14 protein-coding genes are annotated in these 18,702 nt (G+C 48.6%); 13 read left to right on the plus strand and 1 reads right to left on the minus strand.

The window, feature by feature from the left end; genetic code table 11:
* Window positions 1-155 precede the first annotated feature (155 nt).
* The 8 genes from EYC87_RS17755 (at window position 156) to EYC87_RS17790 (ending at window position 9,113) form a co-directional block, all read left to right on the plus strand.
* Window positions 156-914, plus strand: coding sequence for an SDR family NAD(P)-dependent oxidoreductase (locus EYC87_RS17755; RefSeq protein WP_279254063.1), 759 nt, complete (start codon window positions 156-158; stop codon window positions 912-914).
* A gap of 228 nt (window positions 915-1,142) precedes the next feature.
* Window positions 1,143-2,576: a hypothetical protein gene (locus EYC87_RS17760; protein ID WP_279254064.1), complete on the plus strand. Its 1,434-nt coding sequence runs from the start codon at window positions 1,143-1,145 to the stop codon at window positions 2,574-2,576.
* 517 nt (window positions 2,577-3,093) lie between these two features.
* Window positions 3,094-3,765, plus strand: coding sequence for a hypothetical protein (locus EYC87_RS17765; RefSeq protein WP_279254065.1), 672 nt, complete (start codon window positions 3,094-3,096; stop codon window positions 3,763-3,765).
* Window positions 3,766-4,041: 276 nt separating this feature from the next.
* Window positions 4,042-4,281: an LLM class flavin-dependent oxidoreductase gene (locus tag EYC87_RS17770; RefSeq protein WP_279254066.1), complete on the plus strand. Its 240-nt coding sequence runs from the start codon at window positions 4,042-4,044 to the stop codon at window positions 4,279-4,281.
* Between the two features lie 9 nt (window positions 4,282-4,290).
* Window positions 4,291-6,048, plus strand: coding sequence for an amidohydrolase (locus tag EYC87_RS17775; protein WP_279254067.1), 1,758 nt, complete (start codon window positions 4,291-4,293; stop codon window positions 6,046-6,048).
* A 138-nt stretch (window positions 6,049-6,186) separates the two neighbouring features.
* Window positions 6,187-6,816, plus strand: a complete 630-nt coding sequence (locus EYC87_RS17780; RefSeq protein WP_279254068.1) for a hypothetical protein — start codon at window positions 6,187-6,189, stop codon at window positions 6,814-6,816.
* A 370-nt stretch (window positions 6,817-7,186) separates the two neighbouring features.
* Window positions 7,187-7,471, plus strand: coding sequence for a hypothetical protein (locus EYC87_RS17785; RefSeq protein ID WP_279254069.1), 285 nt, complete (start codon window positions 7,187-7,189; stop codon window positions 7,469-7,471).
* A 259-nt stretch (window positions 7,472-7,730) separates the two neighbouring features.
* Window positions 7,731-9,113, plus strand: coding sequence for an aldehyde dehydrogenase family protein (locus tag EYC87_RS17790; RefSeq protein WP_279254070.1), 1,383 nt, complete (start codon window positions 7,731-7,733; stop codon window positions 9,111-9,113).
* A 74-nt stretch (window positions 9,114-9,187) separates the two neighbouring features.
* On the opposite strand, the gene EYC87_RS17795 is transcribed toward EYC87_RS17790, so the two are convergent.
* Window positions 9,188-10,177 carry a helix-turn-helix transcriptional regulator gene (locus tag EYC87_RS17795; protein WP_279254071.1) on the minus strand — a complete coding sequence of 330 codons (990 nt, stop codon included), beginning with the start codon at window positions 10,175-10,177 and terminating at the stop codon, window positions 9,188-9,190.
* A 235-nt stretch (window positions 10,178-10,412) separates the two neighbouring features.
* Between EYC87_RS17795 and EYC87_RS17800 the strand changes: the two genes are divergently transcribed.
* The 5 genes from EYC87_RS17800 to EYC87_RS17820 all read left to right on the plus strand — a co-directional run bounded on the left by EYC87_RS17800 (window position 10,413) and on the right by EYC87_RS17820 (window position 18,540).
* Window positions 10,413-12,539: a molybdopterin-containing oxidoreductase family protein gene (locus EYC87_RS17800; RefSeq protein WP_279254072.1), complete on the plus strand. Its 2,127-nt coding sequence runs from the start codon at window positions 10,413-10,415 to the stop codon at window positions 12,537-12,539.
* A gap of 51 nt (window positions 12,540-12,590) precedes the next feature.
* Window positions 12,591-12,905, plus strand: coding sequence for a ferredoxin family protein (locus tag EYC87_RS17805; protein ID WP_423243986.1), 315 nt, complete (start codon window positions 12,591-12,593; stop codon window positions 12,903-12,905).
* Window positions 12,902-14,275: an FAD-dependent oxidoreductase gene (locus tag EYC87_RS17810; protein ID WP_279254074.1), complete on the plus strand. Its 1,374-nt coding sequence runs from the start codon at window positions 12,902-12,904 to the stop codon at window positions 14,273-14,275. Before EYC87_RS17805 ends, EYC87_RS17810 begins: the two co-directional genes overlap by 4 nt.
* A 46-nt stretch (window positions 14,276-14,321) precedes the next feature.
* Window positions 14,322-16,673: a TonB-dependent receptor gene (locus EYC87_RS17815; protein WP_279254075.1), complete on the plus strand. Its 2,352-nt coding sequence runs from the start codon at window positions 14,322-14,324 to the stop codon at window positions 16,671-16,673.
* 187 nt (window positions 16,674-16,860) lie between these two features.
* Entirely contained in the window at window positions 16,861-18,540 is a 1,680-nt protein-coding gene (locus tag EYC87_RS17820) for an AMP-binding protein (RefSeq protein WP_279254076.1), read from the plus strand.
* Window positions 18,541-18,702 lie beyond the last annotated feature (162 nt).

Below are 18,702 nucleotides of genomic sequence, written 5' to 3' on the forward strand. Positions count from 1 at the left end.
TTGCTTATTGCACCGCCGGATCAAACTGGTGCGTTGATGACGAGGTTTGACGATGAAGATTGAAGGGCGTGAAAATTTGCATTCAGACCTTGTCTCTGTGCGATAGCCAGCAGTCCTCAATCTAAGTTTTGATGGTTTTAGTGAACAGGTGAAAGATGTCTAGATATACAGATAAGGTGGTTTTAGTTACCGGTGCAGCGTCGGGTATTGGTAAAGCATCTGCTGAGCGTATTGCTGGTGAAGGTGGCAAGGTTGTGTGTGTTGATAGGCAAGCAGAAGCAGTAGAAGAAACTGCCGCTGGAATTATTGCCTCAGGTGGAGAGGCAATGGCTTTTGTTTGTGATGTGACTGATCAAGACTCTATAAATGCAACAGTCGCAGCAACAATAGAAAAATGTGGCAAGTTAAACGCCTTATGTAATGTTGCAGGCGTGCTACGCTTTGATCACACCTTAGAATTGTCAATGGAAGATTTTGATTTTGTGATGAATGTAAATGCCAGGGGTGCATTTATGATGTGTCAGGCAGCGATTCCACATTTACTAGAAACAAAAGGCTTTATTGTTAATGTGTCTTCTACTGCAGCTTTAGGTGCTCATGCCTGGACACTTGCCTATTCGGCATCTAAGGGCGCTTTGTTGTCGATGACAAAATGTATTGCCGTAGAGTATATGTTAGAAGGTTTAAACTGTAATGCGATCTGCCCAGCCGCTATTGAGACCCCTATGGTAGAGGCAGCAGCACATCAAATCCCTGAAAATGTAGATGTACGCTTATTCCAAAAAGGCGCCTTGCCTGATGGTTCGTTTGCGCCGCCATCTGACGTGGCTTCCACCGTTGCTTTTTTAGCCTGCGAAGATGCTAATCACATTAATGGCGACCATATTCGTGTTGATGGCGGTTTAATGACCTAAACCGTAACAGCAATGTACGAATCATTGGGGCTGCCGTTGTCTGAAGATTTCGACCATTGGCTACAGGCGCATGAATACAAAGAGCGCAGCCACTCGAGCAAATTTGAATAAAGTATTGATGATTATGGTGTATCGGAAGCTCGTATCGAATCCGAGCTATCCGACTTGTTTGAAGAGTATGCTTGGCCGCGCCAGGCTTCTGTAGACAGCTAAAAAAGTGGTGTGCTAATGGATAAAGGAGATATTACTTCAATGGTGAACACAGCGTTGTCAGAGCAGCAACAGGTGGAACGGGATAAGGCGGAACTTCGTGACGCCTGGGACGACCTGATCACCGAACTTCAGGCGGCCAGGGATACGATTGACAATCCTGAACGCTTTCCTCCCGAGGCGACCACTCGTGTTCTAGCCGAGGGCTATCGTTATCTGGCAGGTTTTATTCACCATGGCATAGAGCGGAGCTTTCATGAAGATCCGAACTTTCCGGCCTTTCGCAATGCCCTGTCGGTGTTTAACAAGTCCACGATCGAAAATTCCGATGCCATTTACTTCTACGCGCCTATAGATGGGCGACAGCGTTACCTGGTGCAGGGGAAGGTCAAAAATTGGCGGCACTGGCGAGGTGAAGCGCGGGTTAAAGGTGAAGCGCTGGCACCCCAGTATCTTATATTTGAAGTCAGTTCCGGGAATCTTGTCGGGGACACAGGGGATCTACGCGAATTGATGCCTGGCACTAAAACCGGTTTTGGCACGCTGGACAGTTCAACACTACAAGTGGGGGAAAATGGTGAGCTGCAACTGTTGCTCGCCCCGGAAAAGCCCGATGGGTACACGGGTAACTTCATCTGTACGCGTAAGTCTGGTAAATCCGACGACGCCACCGACGGCTATCGCTACGCAAGCTATGTCAGCGGTAGACAACTTTTTTATGACTGGGAACACGAGGAGGCAGTTCCGCTGACTATAACCCCACTTGACAAGTTGGGAGAGCATCCGCCGGCATTGATGCCCTCAAGCTCCGCTGCACACCTGCGTCATATGGGTGCTGTAATCAGAGGTCAGATGCACTTTTGGATGAAGTTTTATGACAAGGTGTTGAATTGCAACGGCACTTACGATCCCTCAGCAGGGGGGCCGTATTTCATGCCGGTGAACAGTTATAACAATCCTAATGCTGCATCCGGTGAAACAGGGGGCGGCATGCGCACCAATATCTATGCCGGGGGCATCTACGACCTTGCTGAGGGTGAAGCCCTCTATGTGGAGGCTACCTTCACGGGTGACCCCGTCTATGTGGGCTTTCACCTGGGTAATCTATGGGGCGAGTCGCCAGACTACGCCAACCATCAGAGCAGTCTCAACCTGTTCCAGATGTATATGGGAGAAGATGGCATACAGCGGTGGGTTGTGTCGCACCGCGATCCCGGCGTTAAAAACTGGCTGGATACCACGGGCATTCCCCGGGGCTACCTGTCCCACCGGTGGGCATATGCGGAATTTCCGCCCGAAGAAAACTGGCCGACGATCACCGCCAAAAAAATCCGGTTTGAAGACATCGAGACACACTTTCCGCCCGATATGCCGCGGGTGTCGCCGGCGCAACGCAAAGCGGAGATTGCCATTCGTCAAGCACACGTCCAACGACGTTTTCGGGTGTTCTGACTCGCCTAACGCTACTCTTGTTTCTACTCGCGGGTGAGAAAGTTCATCACCACATCCTCTACTTGGCGCAGATAATGCGAGTCTGAGAGCCAATCAGCGTCGTGTTCCAGGGCAGCGTCCAGCAGTGACCTGCCCCCAAGACCGGTTCCGGCTCTAGAGTCAGAGCGACACTAATGTTGGGTCATTTGCCAGCCCGCACCCACCGACTATCAGTCGGCAAGTGTCACCCATCCCCCCAGAATAGTCGGCAGCTCCAAAGACCTATAAGTCTTTGAAAAATATATAAAATGGTGGGCCCACCAGGACTCGAACCTGGGGCCTGCCGATTATGAGTAGCTGGGAGAGGGGCGATCCTTGGCAGTAAGCCGAAGAAAGGTAACGGAAATTTCTGCGGGGGAGGGTGTAATGAACCGAAACCGAGCCTATACCCGTCGCATCGATCTTCGGCTAGGATGGACATTCAGGAGTATACTGCATCGCTATCTTCCCTTAACGAAAACGTAGCTTAGGATCAATTATGTTACGTACCACGTTCAAACTCGCTGTTTCGGGTGTTCTGTTTTTAGCACTGCTGTCGGGCTGCAAGATTCAAGTGCAAGTTCCCAACAATGGCCGGGTAGCGACAATATCGGGCAGCTATCTGTGCGAGGCCTCCCAGACGTGTGAAATTGAAGTTGTCGACGTGTTGTTCAATGAGACATTCGTTGCTGAGCCGGCAGAGGGGTTCCACTTCGAGGGCTGGCGCCGGGAAGCTCTCTACCTGTGTGGCGGTCTCTCCACCCCCTGCCCACTGGTTACATCCGGCTTCCAGGGAATCGAGATTCTAATGGAATTTCTAACCTCAGATGAAGTCTGGTTTCTGGAACCAGTATTTAACGCATGCGATGAGGCATGTAAGCTGGCCGCGTCCCTGTCCAGTGACCATACGCCCGCAAATGAAGCTTTGCTGCGCTCATTAATTGAGAATGAACTTGATAGTGAGCAGTTTTACCTGGTGGAATACTGGCGCCTCGATCAAGACAATCTGGAGGCAGATACGTTGAAGTATAAGATCATAACAATGCGGCGATGGCATTTTTCAAAAAAGAGAAGCCTGTTTTTAACGGTAAATAATGAGAGCTTAAGTTGCTGGCAACGATGGCCCCTAAAAAAAATAAGTGAAAGACAATCATTGTGGAGACACACATGAGCTGAACAAGGTATGCCAAATCCCTATTAGCATTAGCATTAGCAATTGCGGGGACGGGGAGAATGGCACTGCCTTAAGAATGTCATGTAGGGTGGAATATATTCCACCACCGGCCTGCAAATCATTAACGGCTGGTGGATTATAATCCACCCTACAGTAGCATTTTAAGCTTAAGGCAGCGCCATTCGGGACGGGGACGCCGATGGCGTTGTCGGCCAACGAAGAAACTTCCGCTTTGCTGGAGGAAATTGTTGTTACCCTCAGGAGCACAGTCTGATGAAACTAACCATTGGAGTTGGTGACTATCGAAAAATAGGCATTGAAGAAACGATAGAATATATCCAGTTTGCGGAAAAAATAGGCATCGACAGCGTGTCGTCTGCCGAGGCATGGTCCACCGATGCGGTGACATGTCTGGCGTTTATTGCCGCGCGTACCAGCAAGATAAAGTTAGGCAGCGGTGTAATGCAGGTGGGGCCCATTTTTTTAAAAGACTTAGATAGTTTCACTAAATAGAGGTGTAATGTGATAATAAAAAAAAGGTTGTTTTGGCGGGCGTTGGCGTTGATGGCGAGTATTTCCTTAACCTCGACCTCAATTGTCTCCACCGCGGCTGCCGGTGATTTTGCCGATTTAATTTTTACTGATGCAAAGATATATACGGTAGATACGTCTAAACCGTGGGCGCAGACTGTCGCAATAAAGGACGGTCGTTTTGTGTATGTCGGTGATAATGAAGGTGTAGAGAAATGGATAGGTTCAAAAACTGAGACAGTAGATTTGGGCGGCAAGTTTGTGTTACCCGGCCTAGTCGATTCACACACCCACCCTGGGATGAGCGCAGTTTATTCCGAGATGACAACCATGCCTTTTACCGATTCAACTGGCATGCCCTACACGAGCCGAAAAGACACGTTAGCATGGCTTAAGAAATTCTCCAAAGAAAATCCTGATCTACCTGCCATAGTTGCTGGTTCTTGGCGAGTTGCAGACTTTGGCCCCGAAGGCCCCAATAAAAGAGAACTAGATGAAATTGTTAGTGATCGCCCTGTGATTCTGATGGAGCAATGGGGGCACAGCCAGTGGATGAATAGTAAAGCACTTGAGATGCTGGGTGTCACTCGCAATAGCGAAGATCCGGCTCCGGGCCTCGCTTTTTTTCAACGTGATTCAACGGGTGAGCCAACGGGGCTTTCCATGGAGTACGCTCATCTTCCCTTATGGAAGAAACTCCTTAGACCCACTGAAAAACTATCGTCGAAGATGTTAACTATTCTCGATTACCTATCCTCACAAGGAGTGACTTCTATTCTAGATGCTGGAAACCTTGCTTATGATGAAGAGGTGTATGCAGCTTTATCACAACTTGATAAAAAAGGACGGCTTCCTTTGAGAATAGAAGGTAGTTATCACATATACCTTCCCAATCGAATTGATAATGCAGTAGCTGAATTAAAACGTCTACGTAGTGCCTATAGTGGCGATAAATTAACATTAAATACTATTAAAATTCACTTTGATGGTATTGCGCCAGTTTATACGTCAGCATTGCTATCACCCTACAGTGACAACGCAAAAATTAGTGGTACTACCCTATTCGACGAGTCTCGATTATTGGTATTTATGCGTGAGTTACATAAAGAAAAAATCGATTTGCATATTCATGTTACGGGTGATAACGCTGCACGAATTGCACTTAATGCCTATGAGGCAATCACAGATGAAATAGGCAAGCAACCGGACACACGTTTAACGCTGTGTCATCTTGACTATATGAGTGATGAAGATGTCCCACGATTCAGACAACTTGGTGTTGTCGCTAACTTTACTCCACATTGGCACGGGCTAAGCGAAACAGAGTTGGGTTTTCAAACTTTAGGAGAGAGAAAAAACAGAACGATGCGAGCTAAGCCTTTGCTGGACGATGGTGCCGTGGTTAGCTTCTCCAGTGATCAGTATTCACTTGAAGCACTTGCGCAGGCTAATCCTTTCTTGGGCATGCAAACTGGACATAATCGTCAGGGGGTTATAGGCGGAATTGCAGCTCCAGTATTGCCGCCGATAGAGGATCGCGTCAGTTTGAAAAATATGATCAAGGGGTACACCTACAGCGGGGCTTATCAATTAAATATGGAAGATCAGCTCGGCTCTATTGAGGTAGGGAAGAAGGCGGACATGGTGGTGTTAAGTGATAATCTTTTTGAAGTAAATCGTTATGAGCTATACAAAGTTAAAGTTGAAACGACATTGTTGGACGGTGAGGTAGTATTTAATTTACAGTGAAAGTAATGCTACTACAGCTATTGGTAGGGATGGAGTAATGCGCCACCCTAGTGAGTGTGGGATTTTTAGAGTGGATTAATAATCCGTCTAGCCACTCAATATAGATTAGATAGACACTGGTGTGAGGACAATTTTCATATGAATACAGTTAGAAGTAATTACGCTCAGTTAATAAGCCGATTGCAGAATATGAATAAATATAATTTTAAAACAAAATATTTTTCAGCTTTATTGCTAGCTATAGCAGGTCAAACGAATGTCGTCTATGCTCAAGATTTATTCTGTTCTGAAAATAATTTCGTTCAACACTTAGAGGGTAATTGGAAATCAATCTTTTACGCTCCTAATGAGGGTGGGGTGTGGGGTTACTCGGATACTTATATTACAAATATAATAAGCGTTTTAGATGGTAAAGGCGTTCAATCCAATGAGATTTTAAGGGCCAAGAATTGGACTCAATTTCAAACATACACGATGATGTGTGATCCCGCTAATGGAGGTTACAAACTCGTATTTATGGATATTGTATCTAATGTTTTAAGCGTTGATCTATATGTGGGAACGCCTAAGGATAATGTATTATCGTTTGAGAATATGACAACTTCAATTGATCCAAAGTCTATAGAGAAAAACCAATTCTGGAAAATTAGTTTTACTATTATAGATAATGATCACTTTCAGCTGTATGGAGCCTCAACTATTGATGAAGGAAAAAACTGGATTCCTGCTGCTAAAATTGAATATTTTAGGGAGGCTCTTATTGATTAAGTATGATCCTGCCCACCAACAGTGGACACCTCGCCTGCATAGAGAAATTTTTAGAAGTATAAGCAGGATTAACGCTATCTTTTCGGTCAATCCATTATAAGCAACGTTCCACTGGCAACCACTTATCGCGGACCAGGCTGTTAACTATTAGTATAAATGCACTAAGTGGGCCATAAAATGCCCCTAAAGTCCGTAGCTTTCGCTAACGAAACTTTTTCAAACCGTACAAAACACCGCCAGCCTCTTCCGTTAGCAGCTTTTGTCATCACACTCCCTGTATTTGTTAGCCGTCGAAGAGACTTGTCTGGGGAGGGGCCCGAGGTTCCGGTAACTGATTTGCTGTGACTGGTGCCAGGAATTTGGTCTCCAGATGATCAAGGATTTTGCTGATGACCAGTGGATCTTCGATGCTGGCGATAATTTTCACTGCTGCGCCGCAACGATTGCAGATATTGATATCGACCTTGAATACGCGTTTAAGTCGCTGCGCCCAGGTCATTTCCCTGTGCTCATTTACTGGCGACTCTGCACTATTTGTGCCCTGCAAGCCCTGACGGCTGCTACCCTTGCCACGCTTTGCCGGCGTCACATTGACTCGGTGCTTGCCTGCACCATCGTTATGGGAAAATTACAGCTTGACGATGGCAAAAACTGACCAAAAAGACGACACGATTGAATATTCAGGAGCGACAAGCTTATCTCTGATCTCAAAAACTTAACTTGCCGATACCCAGTAGAGAACACAAGACAACTCAGCAAAAAATGGTCGCTGAAGAGCAAGAAAAGCGCGTTTTGTTGCTGAGATGTGTTTTATTCTTACGATCCCTGGGGGCCTCTGACGCCATTTAGTGTGAAAACTTTTGAGTTTTGTAGAGACCGCCACCCTAACTTTATCCGTCGATAGGAGTGTCAGAATGCCAAGTGAAACCAGCCGACAACTAAAGGTTGATCGTCTCTACGACGCCGCGGAAGCCGCTGCAGAGCACTATGCCACCTATTCGCTCGGTCAGGTGGAGACTATCGTCCATGCGGTTGCTAAAGCCGCGGAGAAACAAGCTGAGTTCTATGCTGAATGGTCAGTACGAGAAACAGGCTATGGTCTTGTCGAGGCCAAAACTGCAAAAAATATAGCGACCTCTACAGGCCTAATTTCGAGCTATAACATTGCTGATTACGTGGAGCCCCGTATCGATCATGAGAAAAAGATTCTGATGATCCCAAAACCCGCCGGGGTAGTGATAGCACCCATGCCGTGCACCAATCCCATAATGACGGTGAATTTTAAGATAATTGCCAATCTGATCGCCCGCAATGCAGTAATCCTATGCCCTCATCCGGCTGCTAGAGATGTTTGCGTGCACGCCGCCGATTACCTGGGAGATGTGGCCGAGAAGGCAGGAGCTCCCAAAGGCTGCGTTCAAATTTTGGATCAACCCAGCATTGAAGTCGTAAATATCCTGATGCAGTCACCTCGTACCAGTTTGATTATGGCTACGGGGGGACCTGACTTGGTTCGCGCGGCCTATAGCTCTGGAAACCCGGCGGTAGGGGTGGGGCCCGCCAACGTTCCCTGCTACGTTCATAAAAGTGCCGACGTTGAAAAGGCAGGCGGAGCTATTGTCGTTGGTAACAGCTTTGATAATTCTCTGCCATGTACCTGCGAGTCCGTAGCACTCGCTGACCATGCCATTAGTGACCAACTTAAGCGGTCGATTTCAGAGAATGGAGGGTGGTTCGCTGAAGGTAGCGACAACCAGACTCTACGTGAATTCCTATTCCAAGACGGTATCCCCAATCCAGCCGCCCTAGGTAAGAGTCCTTTGTGGATAGGCGAGCAGGCCGGTATTGCCATCCCAGGTGAGACCAAATCCATAGTCTTTGAGATTACCAAAATTGGTCACGACGAACCAATAAGTAAAGAAAAGATGTTCCCCGTTCTGGGGTTTTATAAAATTGAGGGAGGCGTAGACGAAGGAATTTCTAAGGCACTTGAGATGTTAAACCTTATAGGGAAAGGCCATTCTGCGGTGATCCATGCAGAGGACCCAGGAGTAGTTGCCCGCTACAGCATGGCAATGCCTGTATGTCGTCTCGCGGTTAACACACCGGGAATGACCGGCTCTGCAGGAATGACTACAAATTTGTGCCCTACTGGCGCTGTGGGTACAGGCTTTTGGGGTGGCAGCTCAACAGATCAAAATATCGGCCCTCAACACTTGATTCAGTATACCGCTGTCGCTTACGACTCGGACCCGAGTGTGAAGATGGGAAATATTGAAGAAGCATTAGCCAGATAAAATGGCCGAACAGCGATGGAAATGGGTCCGGCTCCGTGAGCCAGGCCTGCTTTGGACAGGTACGTGCCTTACTCTCAACCTCTCAAGGATGAGCGGTACTGTCCTGGCGTGTGCCCCGTGGCACGCTTGAATGCTCGGGTAAAATGCGCCTGGTTTGAAAAGCCAGTCATCAAGGATATTTGCATAAAGGTAAAAGTCTCTTTTCTAATGAGGCTTTTAGCCAATTCAAGTTTGCGGCTCAGTACATATTGGTGTGGTGAAACACCCATTGTTAACTTAAATGACCGTGCGAAATGGAAGGGGCTCAGACAAGCTTCGTTGGCCAAGTCCTTCAATGAAATATTGTGGTCGAGATGGTTGACAATATATTCTTCAACACGGTGACTGCGCTTTTTATCCAGCGTGCCGTTGGTTTTAGTAAGGATTGTTCGCCGGGCGGGGGCATTGGAATAGTGTTTCACTAGGTGTACTGATAACGCTGTTTGCATTGAATCGACAAGTAATCGACTGACCGCTGATTCCTGCTCCATCTCCGACATAAAGACTCTTGCAATTTGCTCGATCATCGGATCTTGAAAACCCGATTCATATCCAAGCTGAATGTGCGCGGGATCAAGGTCAAATTCTTGCAGTACTGAATTTGAAATAGGCTCTGCGGGAAGATAAATGTGAAGGCAATCCTCCATATCGCCAAACAACTGGACGTCGTGATCCTCAATACCCGCTGGGCAAATCCAGACAGTACCAGGGACGGCGATGGCATCTTGAACTCGCCCGTCTCCGCGTCGACGCACGCGCAATTTTCCTTCAAGTAAGATCGCAATTTCAGTGGACTTGGGTTCTACCTCCTGAAGTAGGCCCGCCTTATGCTGCCTTCTCTCCGCGAGAATGTTTTCCCAGCCCTTTGCTTCGCTGCTGCAGAGGCGAGTGCCTGCCTCATATTTTAGGTCGCCGTGCGCGTTAATCATAGTTTCCACGTATATGCAGTGACCAGAAGCACCGTGGTCGCGATGCATTCCATATTGAGAGGCAATCGCGCCCTTTTTTATCGTATTTAGAAGCACTGGCCAACTGCACTTACCGAATTTGATAGGTCAAACCCTGTGCAAAATTATCTTACCGGCGCTTCAGTGCCATTGCAAGCGACACTCTCGAGCGGTTATTCCGTTTTGTTCTTTCTAGCTGGCGTTTGAAAAGAAAAGAGCGTTTTTGTGCAAATAGAGGGCAAGAATATGCAAAACCTCTTTCACGCAGACTCTCATACTGATCAAACAGTAGATACATAGAAGGCTATAAAGGATGGGAGAGGAAAGAAAGCTAGTTGGCGCGTGCCCACATGACTGCCCCGATACCTGTTCTATGCTAGTGACAGTGAAGGATGGAAAAGTAACGTCCGTCCGTGGCAATCCAGAACAGCCTTTCACTCGCGGGCGCTTATGTATCAAGGTGAATAACTATCAGGACCGAGTCCACAGCGAAGAGCGCATACTCTATCCGCTACGCCGCATTGGTCCAAAAGGCGCGGGGGAGTTCGAGAAAGTATCCTGGGATGAAGCTCTTTCTGAGATCGGCTCTCGTTGGCGAGGTCTAGTCGAAGAGTTTGGCGCCCAGTCGATTTTGCCCTACAGCTATCTCGGTACCCAAGGCATTCTGAATGGCCTAAATGTTGGCGATCCCTTCTTTAATAAACTGGGCGCCACCATTGGCGAACGAACGTTTTGCGACTCCGGGGCCTGTACAGCCTACGAGATGACCGTAGGGCACACTGCAGCTGTGGATCCCGAGAGCATCGTCCACTCGAAATACATAATACTCTGGGCTTGTAACGCCCTGAGTACCAATTCCCACCTGTGGCCTTTTATTGAAAAGGCACGTAAAAATGGCGCCGCGCTGGTTGTTATCGATCCGGTAAAGACGAAAACAGCAAGGCTTGCCGACTGGCACATAAGTATCCGCCCGGGGACTGACGCGGCGCTAGCCCTGTCCATAATGAACGTGGTTATTAACGAAGGGCTGGTAGATCAGGACTACGTTGATCGATACACCTACGGCTATGAAGAGCTTAAAGTTAGGGCAGCTGAGTACGACCCTGAAAAGGTAGAAAACATCACTGGAATTCCGGCTGATGATATTCGTACGCTTGCCCGCGCATATGCACAATCAGCGCCTGCAATGATCCGTATCGGGGTTGCGATAGAGCGTCATGCGGGAGGAGGCCAGGCTGTTCGCGCTATTACCAGTCTACCCGCACTGGTAGGTAGTTGGCGCAAGCCTGGAGGAGGTCTTCTCCAGCTTCCTCTTTGGGCCTTCCCGGTAAATTTCGCAAAAATGATGCGACCGGACTTTATAGGTAATGACGTTCGAGTTCTCAATCTTTGGAAACTTGGTCAGATACTATGTGACGACGAAAGTCTCGCGCCGCCGATTAAATCTTTGTTTGTCTATAACTCGAATCCGGTGGTAACCACACCCGAACAAGATAAGGTGATAAAGGGACTACAACGAGAAGATTTATTTACTGTTGTAAGTGAGCAATTTCTTACTGATACCACGCTGTACGCGGACATTGTATTGCCAGCCACCACCCAGGTTGAACAAGAAGACATTATGTTTTCCTGGGGACACTTCTATCTCTCTTACAACAATCAGTCCATTGCGCCCCTAGGCGACGCTGTGTCTAACACAGAGCTATTTCGCCGATTGGCAAAGACTATGAATTTCGACGATCCATTTTTCTACCGCAGTGATGAATTGATGATTGACGAAAGTATGCTGTGGGATGAACCGGCTCTTGAGGGTATTTCACTGGATGAGCTAAAACTGCATGGATTTGCCCGTTTAAATCTGGATACAGCGGACCGGTATGCGCCTCACGCTGAAGGAAACTTTCCCACGCCTTCGGGAAAATGCGAGTTCAAGACTTCTCTGGCGGAAAGCGGAAACTTTGTTAATCCGCTATTTAGACAAGGCTATGCGGGGCAGCAAAGCGGAGAACCGGTTGATCCTTTACCTCATTATATCCCGCCTCGTGAATCGCCGAAGACTAATTCGTCTCTGGCTAAAGACTATCCCTTGAACCTGATCTCCCCAAAAAGCCATGCGTTCATTACCTCGAATTACGGGAATATGCCCTATCAAATACACCACGCCGGCGAGCAAACAGTGTTGATTAATCCCGAAGATGCGGGTGCACGAAGAATAGAATCGGGACGAGCCATTTGTATCTCCAGTCGAATTGGAGAATTTACTGCGGTCGCCGTTGTCACCGCCGACACGATGCCCGGCCTGGTGGTTGCCCCCGTTGGTTACTGGCGCCACACCAGTCAGGGGAACGCAACTGTGCAATCCATCATGTCATCTGATTACGCTGATCTCGGGGCCGCACCCACATTCTCGGATGTTCTGGTCGAGATCAAAGCAGTGTAGACGGCAGGACATGACAAGCAATAGAAAAATATAGGAGGTAGTAACGTTAACGTGCCATATATAGTCACAGACAACTGTCAGCGATGTCGATTTACTGAGTGTATTTCAGTGTGTCCTGTCGAGTGTTTTCACTACGACGATCAAATGATATACATCGACCCCGATGTGTGTATTGACTGCGGCGGTTGTGTTCCCGCTTGCCCGGTGAATGCGATCTACGACGAGTTCAACCTGCCTGAACCCATGAGGCACTGGGTAAGCATTAACCGGCAGAAATCCAAAGAATTACCCACTATGACTGAACCGGCGGATCCTTTGCCCACGGCTGAGCAGCGCCGTACAGAACTGGAGTTGGCATTGTCGTGAACTCCGTCACGCCAACCCGCAAAACACTTCGGGTAGCGATTGTGGGTAGTGGTCCCAGTGGGTTCTATGCCGCGGAAGCACTACTGAGATCGGAATACGCAATAGCTGTTGATGTGTACGAAAAACTGCCCGTCCCCTATGGGCTGGTGCGTTTCGGTGTGGCACCAGATCACCCAAAATTGAAACTGGTAGTCAATATCTTTGACAAGATCGCCCAAATGGAGGGATTTCGGTTTATTGGCAATGTCTGCATAGGAAAAGATATTTCGTTGCAGACTTTATCGGACCACTACCACGCGGTGATTCTAGCCTGCGGCGCAGAGTGTGAAAAGGATCTGGATATTCCTGGCGAATCTCTTCCAGGTAGCCATTCAGCTCTGGAATTTGTCGCCTGGTATAACGGCCATCCGCATTACCGCGATCGAGAATTTGACTTCTCCCATGAGCGCGCGGTGGTAATAGGACAGGGAAACGTAGCCCTGGATGTAGCTCGTATTTTGTCAAAAACCGTCGATGAGTTGCAGCACACCGATATTGCAGACTATGCCCTGGAGGCTCTGGCGGAAAGCAACATAAAGCACATTCATGTAATCGGCAGGCGTGGCCCGGTACAGGCAAAATTTTCTGAAAAGGAACTTCGGGAGTTTGCAACACTGGCTAACTGTACGCCTAAGGTGTCTTCCGCTGATATGCAGCTCAACGAGGCTAGCTGCGAGGAGTTGCAGGATGTTAGTCATCTGAATGTCGCCAATAATATTGAGCGCCTAACAGACTTTACCACCTTATCTGTGCCTGCCTCCTATTCCCGCGTCTGTCATTTTCAATTCTTTCAAAGCCCTGCAGTGATAGGCGGTACTGATCGTGTTTCAGATATTGTCCTTGATCGAAATAGATTGGACGGACCTGCCTTTAGTCAAAGGGCCATGGCCACAGGAGAGAGCGTTACTCTTGACTGTGGGTTGGTCTTTCGCTGTATCGGCTACCGTGCCGTGCCCATTCCGGGGCTTGAGTATGATGATAGCAGCGGTGTTCTTAGTCACCGGGAAGGGCGCTTGTTGGCCGACGGCAACATTCTACCCGGCTTATATGCGGCCGGATGGATTAAGCGGGGGCCCAGCGGAACCATCGGTACTAACCGCGGTGACAGTAGGGACACTGTGGATGCGCTACTCGAAGATTTTCATGAGTTTTTGAAGAAACCTACATCAGATGCGGACAAGCTTCTTGCCGATCTGAAGAAAGGCGGGAAGGAGATCGTGCACTTCCCGGATTGGAAGAAAATTGATGCTCGGGAGATCGCTCGAGCACAATCAACCGGGAAACCTCGCAGAAAACTCACCAGCGTTCCCGAAATGCTAATGGCCCTGTAGCCAACTCTTAGTATCAAATTACTCAATTAACCAATAGGAGAGCAACATGAATATGGATCGACAAAAAACCCGTAGTGTATACGCATTAACCATTGGCTACGCGATTCTGTCCCATTTGTCACCATCGGCGGCGGCACAAGGATTGGAAGAAGTAATCGTCACTGCACAGAAGCGCGAGCAAAGTTTGCAGGACACCCCCATTGCGGTTACCGCATTCAGCCAGAGCGATTTGTACAATAAGAATGTCACCGATATATCGCAGATCGCTGACTTCACACCAAATTTGATATTTGACGCAACGGCTCCCTTGAGCGGGGCTTCATCAGCAGCTGTACTGTTTATTCGCGGCGTCGGTCAGTCAAGCTATCAGGTGACTGACGATCCAGGCGTGGGAACCTATGTGGATGGCGTTTACGTGGGCAGTTCCGTCGGTGGTGTATTGGATATTATCGATGTTGAGCGTATTGAAGTACTGCGTGGCCCGCAGGGCACGCTATTTGGCCGCAACACCATCGGCGGTGCCATAAGTATTACCAGTGCACGGCCATCGGCAGATGATGGCGGAAGCCTGGAGATTACGTTGGGTAACTACGATCGCATAAACTTGCGGGGAAGTACCAATTTGGTTCTTACCGATAACCTTGTTGCGAAGGTTTCGGCGGGTTATAAGCGGGCGGATGGTTGGGTGAAGCTTCTGGCCGAGAGTGATGCTCCCGGGACGGAAAATAATCGGAACCAGGACACCCCCGGGAACGACAACGAGGGCTCAGCTAGGCTGGCATTCCTGTATACTCCTACTGATGATCTCGATGTGTATTTTACAGCGGACAAGTCTGTAGTTCGTGAAGCGTCCGCTGCATCTACCTTGTTGGGTGTCAGTAAAATGGGCGAGCCCATCCCTGGCGATGATTCCGTTGATGTCAATTACGGTAATCTATCCGGCTTGTATAACGATTTGACTGCCCCGAATATCGATGTGCCCGGCTACGGAACAAATGTGCTTTATGACGATCGCTGGGTACCAGATAATCCGGCGCGAGAATCCTACCGTAATGGTGTTAACGGCACCGACATCGATACTCTAGGAGCGGCGCTCACGCTAGACTGGAATATCAATGAGTATGTCACTCTAAAATCGATCAGTTCTTTCCGAGATGTGGAGGCAGCACTGAATCGTGACGCGGATGGTTCTCCGCTTACGATAACGCACTGCTTTAATAACTTCGACCACGAGCAGTTTTCACAGGAATTTCAGTTTACCGGCGATGCGTTTGATTCGAAATTAACCTGGTTGGCCGGTGTGTATTATTTCGAAGAAGAGGCCGAGGATGACTTTAAGTGTGAGTTGGGTGGCATTGACGAGGTTAACGGCGGAAGAAGCTCCCTTTTGCTGAGAGCAAGTGTGGAGAATGACAGCAGCGCGGCTTTTGCCCAAGGAACCTACTCCTTTACCGACAGCCTAAGCCTGACGTTTGGCGCTCGCTACACTGAAGATACCAAAACACTGGACCCACTATTCGGGTTTGTGGAGTCGTTTGATAATATCGACACTATAGAAAATACGATTCCTCCAGAAAAGGTTTCGCAGGATTTCGACGACAGCTCGTTTAGACTGAGTGTGGATTATCGCGTTTCAGGAAATTTGGTGGAAGATCTGATGCTTTACAGCTCATACAGTGAAGGCTTTAAAAGCGGCGGATTTAGCTCTCGAACTCTTGTCGCCCGGCCGGAGCCCCTGCCGTTTGATCCCGAAGAATTGGCTACCTTCGAAGTCGGGGCGAAATACCAGGGCTTCGATTCAAGATTGCGTGCTAACCTGGCCATCTTCTCTTCTGAATACGAGAATATCCAGGGTACAGTAATCGAGGGTATTGCCCCGGGGACCCAAAACACCGGCGATTCTGACATCAAGGGATTTGAGCTCGAGTTAACAGGCCTGGCGACTGACAACTTCAAGATCGATGCATCAGTTGCCTACACCGATAATGAATACACCCGACTTGCGCCCTTAAGCGAAGGCGTGGCACCCAACGGTAAGATCCTAATGACTGACAAGTTACCGAATACGCCGGAGTGGAGCTATACAATGAATCTTGACTATAGTATTCCCTTAAGTTCCGGGATCGTTTCATTGAGAGGAGACTACGTCTATTACAGTGAAATCTATAATGACGACTTGAACTCGGAAATTCTGAAACAGCCTTCCTATAATTTGATTGGCGCTCAGATTGCCTACGAATCATATGAGGGAAACTGGGACGTCAGCATATGGGGAAGAAATTTGGGTGATGAGGAATACATCATCAGTGGCGATGACAATGTATTCCTGGGCTTTCGGGAAGCCAACTTCGGCACCCCACGTACCTACGGAGTCACTTTGAGAAAAAATTTCCAATAGTGACTAAAACGAGTTGATCGACGCCGGCGTCTTTCTGACCGGGAAATTTCTCTGGCCAGTCAAGGCGCCAAGTTCTTCAACTATTTGTATAAAGCATCCTCAAGAGTACCAAAAAGTTAACGGGACGAAGTCCATAGAATCGCTACGCGCCACCGTTAGCAGAAGCATTCGATAGTGAGGAGAAGGCATGACGGTACTGAATCAGAGTTATTACTGCGGCGTATCTAGCTCACAGATTATCTATGAAACCATAGGTTGCTACCTTGAGCGGATCTGCGAACAATACCCGGAGAACGAGGCCCTGGTGGTGCGTCACCAGGGTATACGTTGGACCTACCGAGAATTCCAGATCGAAATCGATCGCCTGTCCAGTGGATTGCTGGCCATCGGAATCGAGGCCGGTGATCGGGTAGGAATTTGGGGTCCCAATAGCTCCGAATGGGTGCTCGTGCAATATGCCACCGCCCAAATAGGGGCCATCATGGTCTGTATTAACCCGGCTTACCGACTGCATGAACTGGAATACGTTCTAAACAAGGTAGAGTGTCGCGCAATCATTACGGCCGAGAGCTTCAAGACCAGTCAGTATCTGGATATGCTGGTTGAACTGGCTCCTGAGCTAGCGCGCTGCCGCCCGGGTGAGTTGAAATCTCGAAAACTGCCGCAACTCGAGACGGTCATTCGCATGGGGGAGGAGGCTACTCCGGGAATGTTCAACTTCGCAGCTGTGTGCAAAATGGGTGGTGAAGCTGAGTACCAGCGGTTGGATGAATTGGACGGCGAGCTTAACCCGGATGATCCCATCAATATCCAGTTCACTAGTGGCACGACAGGGTCCCCCAAGGGAGCGACGCTCTCCCACTGCAATATTCTCAATAATGGCTACCTTACCGGTGAAGGTATGCAACTCACACACCATGACAAACTGTGCATTCCGGTGCCCCTCTATCATTGTTTCGGTATGGTCCTGGGCAATCTGGCCTGCGTGGTTCATGGCGCCACCGCCGTTTATCCCGATGCGGGCTTTGATCCGCTGACAACACTGCAGGCCGTAGAGGAAGAAAAATGTACCGCCCTGCACGGTGTGCCGACCATGTTCATAGGGGAACTTGACCATCCAAGGTTCGGAGAGTTCGATCTTTCCAGCCTGCGAACCGGTGTGATGGCTGGGGCACCCTGCCCAGTAGAGGTGATGAAGCGGGTGATTGACGAGATGAATATGAAACACATCTTGATCGGTTACGGACAGACCGAGGTTAGCCCCATCAATCACTTGACACTGCCAGAAGACTCACTGGAGAAACGCACTGAAACAGTAGGCCGAGCGGTACCCTGGGTGGAGATCAAGCTAATCGACGATGACAACCAGGTAGTGCAAGTGGGTGAAAAGGGAGAGATCTGCACTCGCGGTTACTCGGTAATGCGGGGCTACTGGAATGACGATGAGCGAACGCGAGAGACCATCGATATTGCCGGCTGGCTACACTCCGGTGACTTGGGCGTAATGGACACAGAGGGCTATGTCAGTGTTGTTGGCCGGATCAAGGACATGATCATTAGAGGTGGAGAAAATATCTATCCGCGAGAGGTGGAAGATTTTCTGTACACCCACCCCGACATAGCTGAGGCGCAGGTTTTTGGTATACCCGACGATAGAATGGGTGAAGAGGTTTGTGTCTGGGTACAGCTCCATCCTGGAGAAAGTATGTCAGAAGAAGAGCTGCGGGGCTTCTGTAATGACAAGATCGCGCATTTTAAAATACCACGTCATATTTGGTTTGTTGAGGAGTTTCCCATGACGGTCACGGGCAAAATCCAGAAGTTTGTCATGCGGGCGAAAACACTGTCAGAGTTAAGTTTGAGCTAGTTGACATATATAATACATACGGCGATAGAAGTATAAGCAGGATTAAATTGTTAACTACATTGGCGGTATTTTCTGTGCAATTATCGGATCATCGAAACGTTTCTCTCTACGAGTTGGTCCGAATAACGTAGACGACCAATTATTAAGGGATGTCGTTCCATG

The organism is Candidatus Seongchinamella marina, assembly GCF_026262685.1.
In the GTDB taxonomy this organism is placed as follows: Bacteria; Pseudomonadota; Gammaproteobacteria; order Pseudomonadales; family Halieaceae; genus Halioglobus; species Halioglobus marinus.

Excerpts from the sequence above, each read along its gene's own strand:
- EYC87_RS17755 (WP_279254063.1), top strand. The coding sequence starts at position 156 with ATGTCTAGATATACAGATAAGGTGGTTTTAGTTACCGGTGCAGCGTCG.
- EYC87_RS17780 (WP_279254068.1), top strand. The coding sequence starts at position 6,187 with ATGAATACAGTTAGAAGTAATTACGCTCAGTTAATAAGCCGATTGCAG.
- EYC87_RS17790 (WP_279254070.1), top strand. The coding sequence starts at position 7,731 with ATGCCAAGTGAAACCAGCCGACAACTAAAGGTTGATCGTCTCTACGAC.
- EYC87_RS17820 (WP_279254076.1), top strand. The coding sequence starts at position 16,861 with ATGACGGTACTGAATCAGAGTTATTACTGCGGCGTATCTAGCTCACAG.
- EYC87_RS17815 (WP_279254075.1), top strand. The coding sequence starts at position 14,322 with ATGAATATGGATCGACAAAAAACCCGTAGTGTATACGCATTAACCATT.
- EYC87_RS17800 (WP_279254072.1), top strand. The coding sequence starts at position 10,413 with ATGGGAGAGGAAAGAAAGCTAGTTGGCGCGTGCCCACATGACTGCCCC.
- EYC87_RS17760 (WP_279254064.1), top strand. The coding sequence starts at position 1,143 with ATGGATAAAGGAGATATTACTTCAATGGTGAACACAGCGTTGTCAGAG.
- EYC87_RS17785 (WP_279254069.1), top strand. The coding sequence starts at position 7,187 with ATGATCAAGGATTTTGCTGATGACCAGTGGATCTTCGATGCTGGCGAT.
- EYC87_RS17765 (WP_279254065.1), top strand. The coding sequence starts at position 3,094 with ATGTTACGTACCACGTTCAAACTCGCTGTTTCGGGTGTTCTGTTTTTA.
- EYC87_RS17770 (WP_279254066.1), top strand. The coding sequence starts at position 4,042 with ATGAAACTAACCATTGGAGTTGGTGACTATCGAAAAATAGGCATTGAA.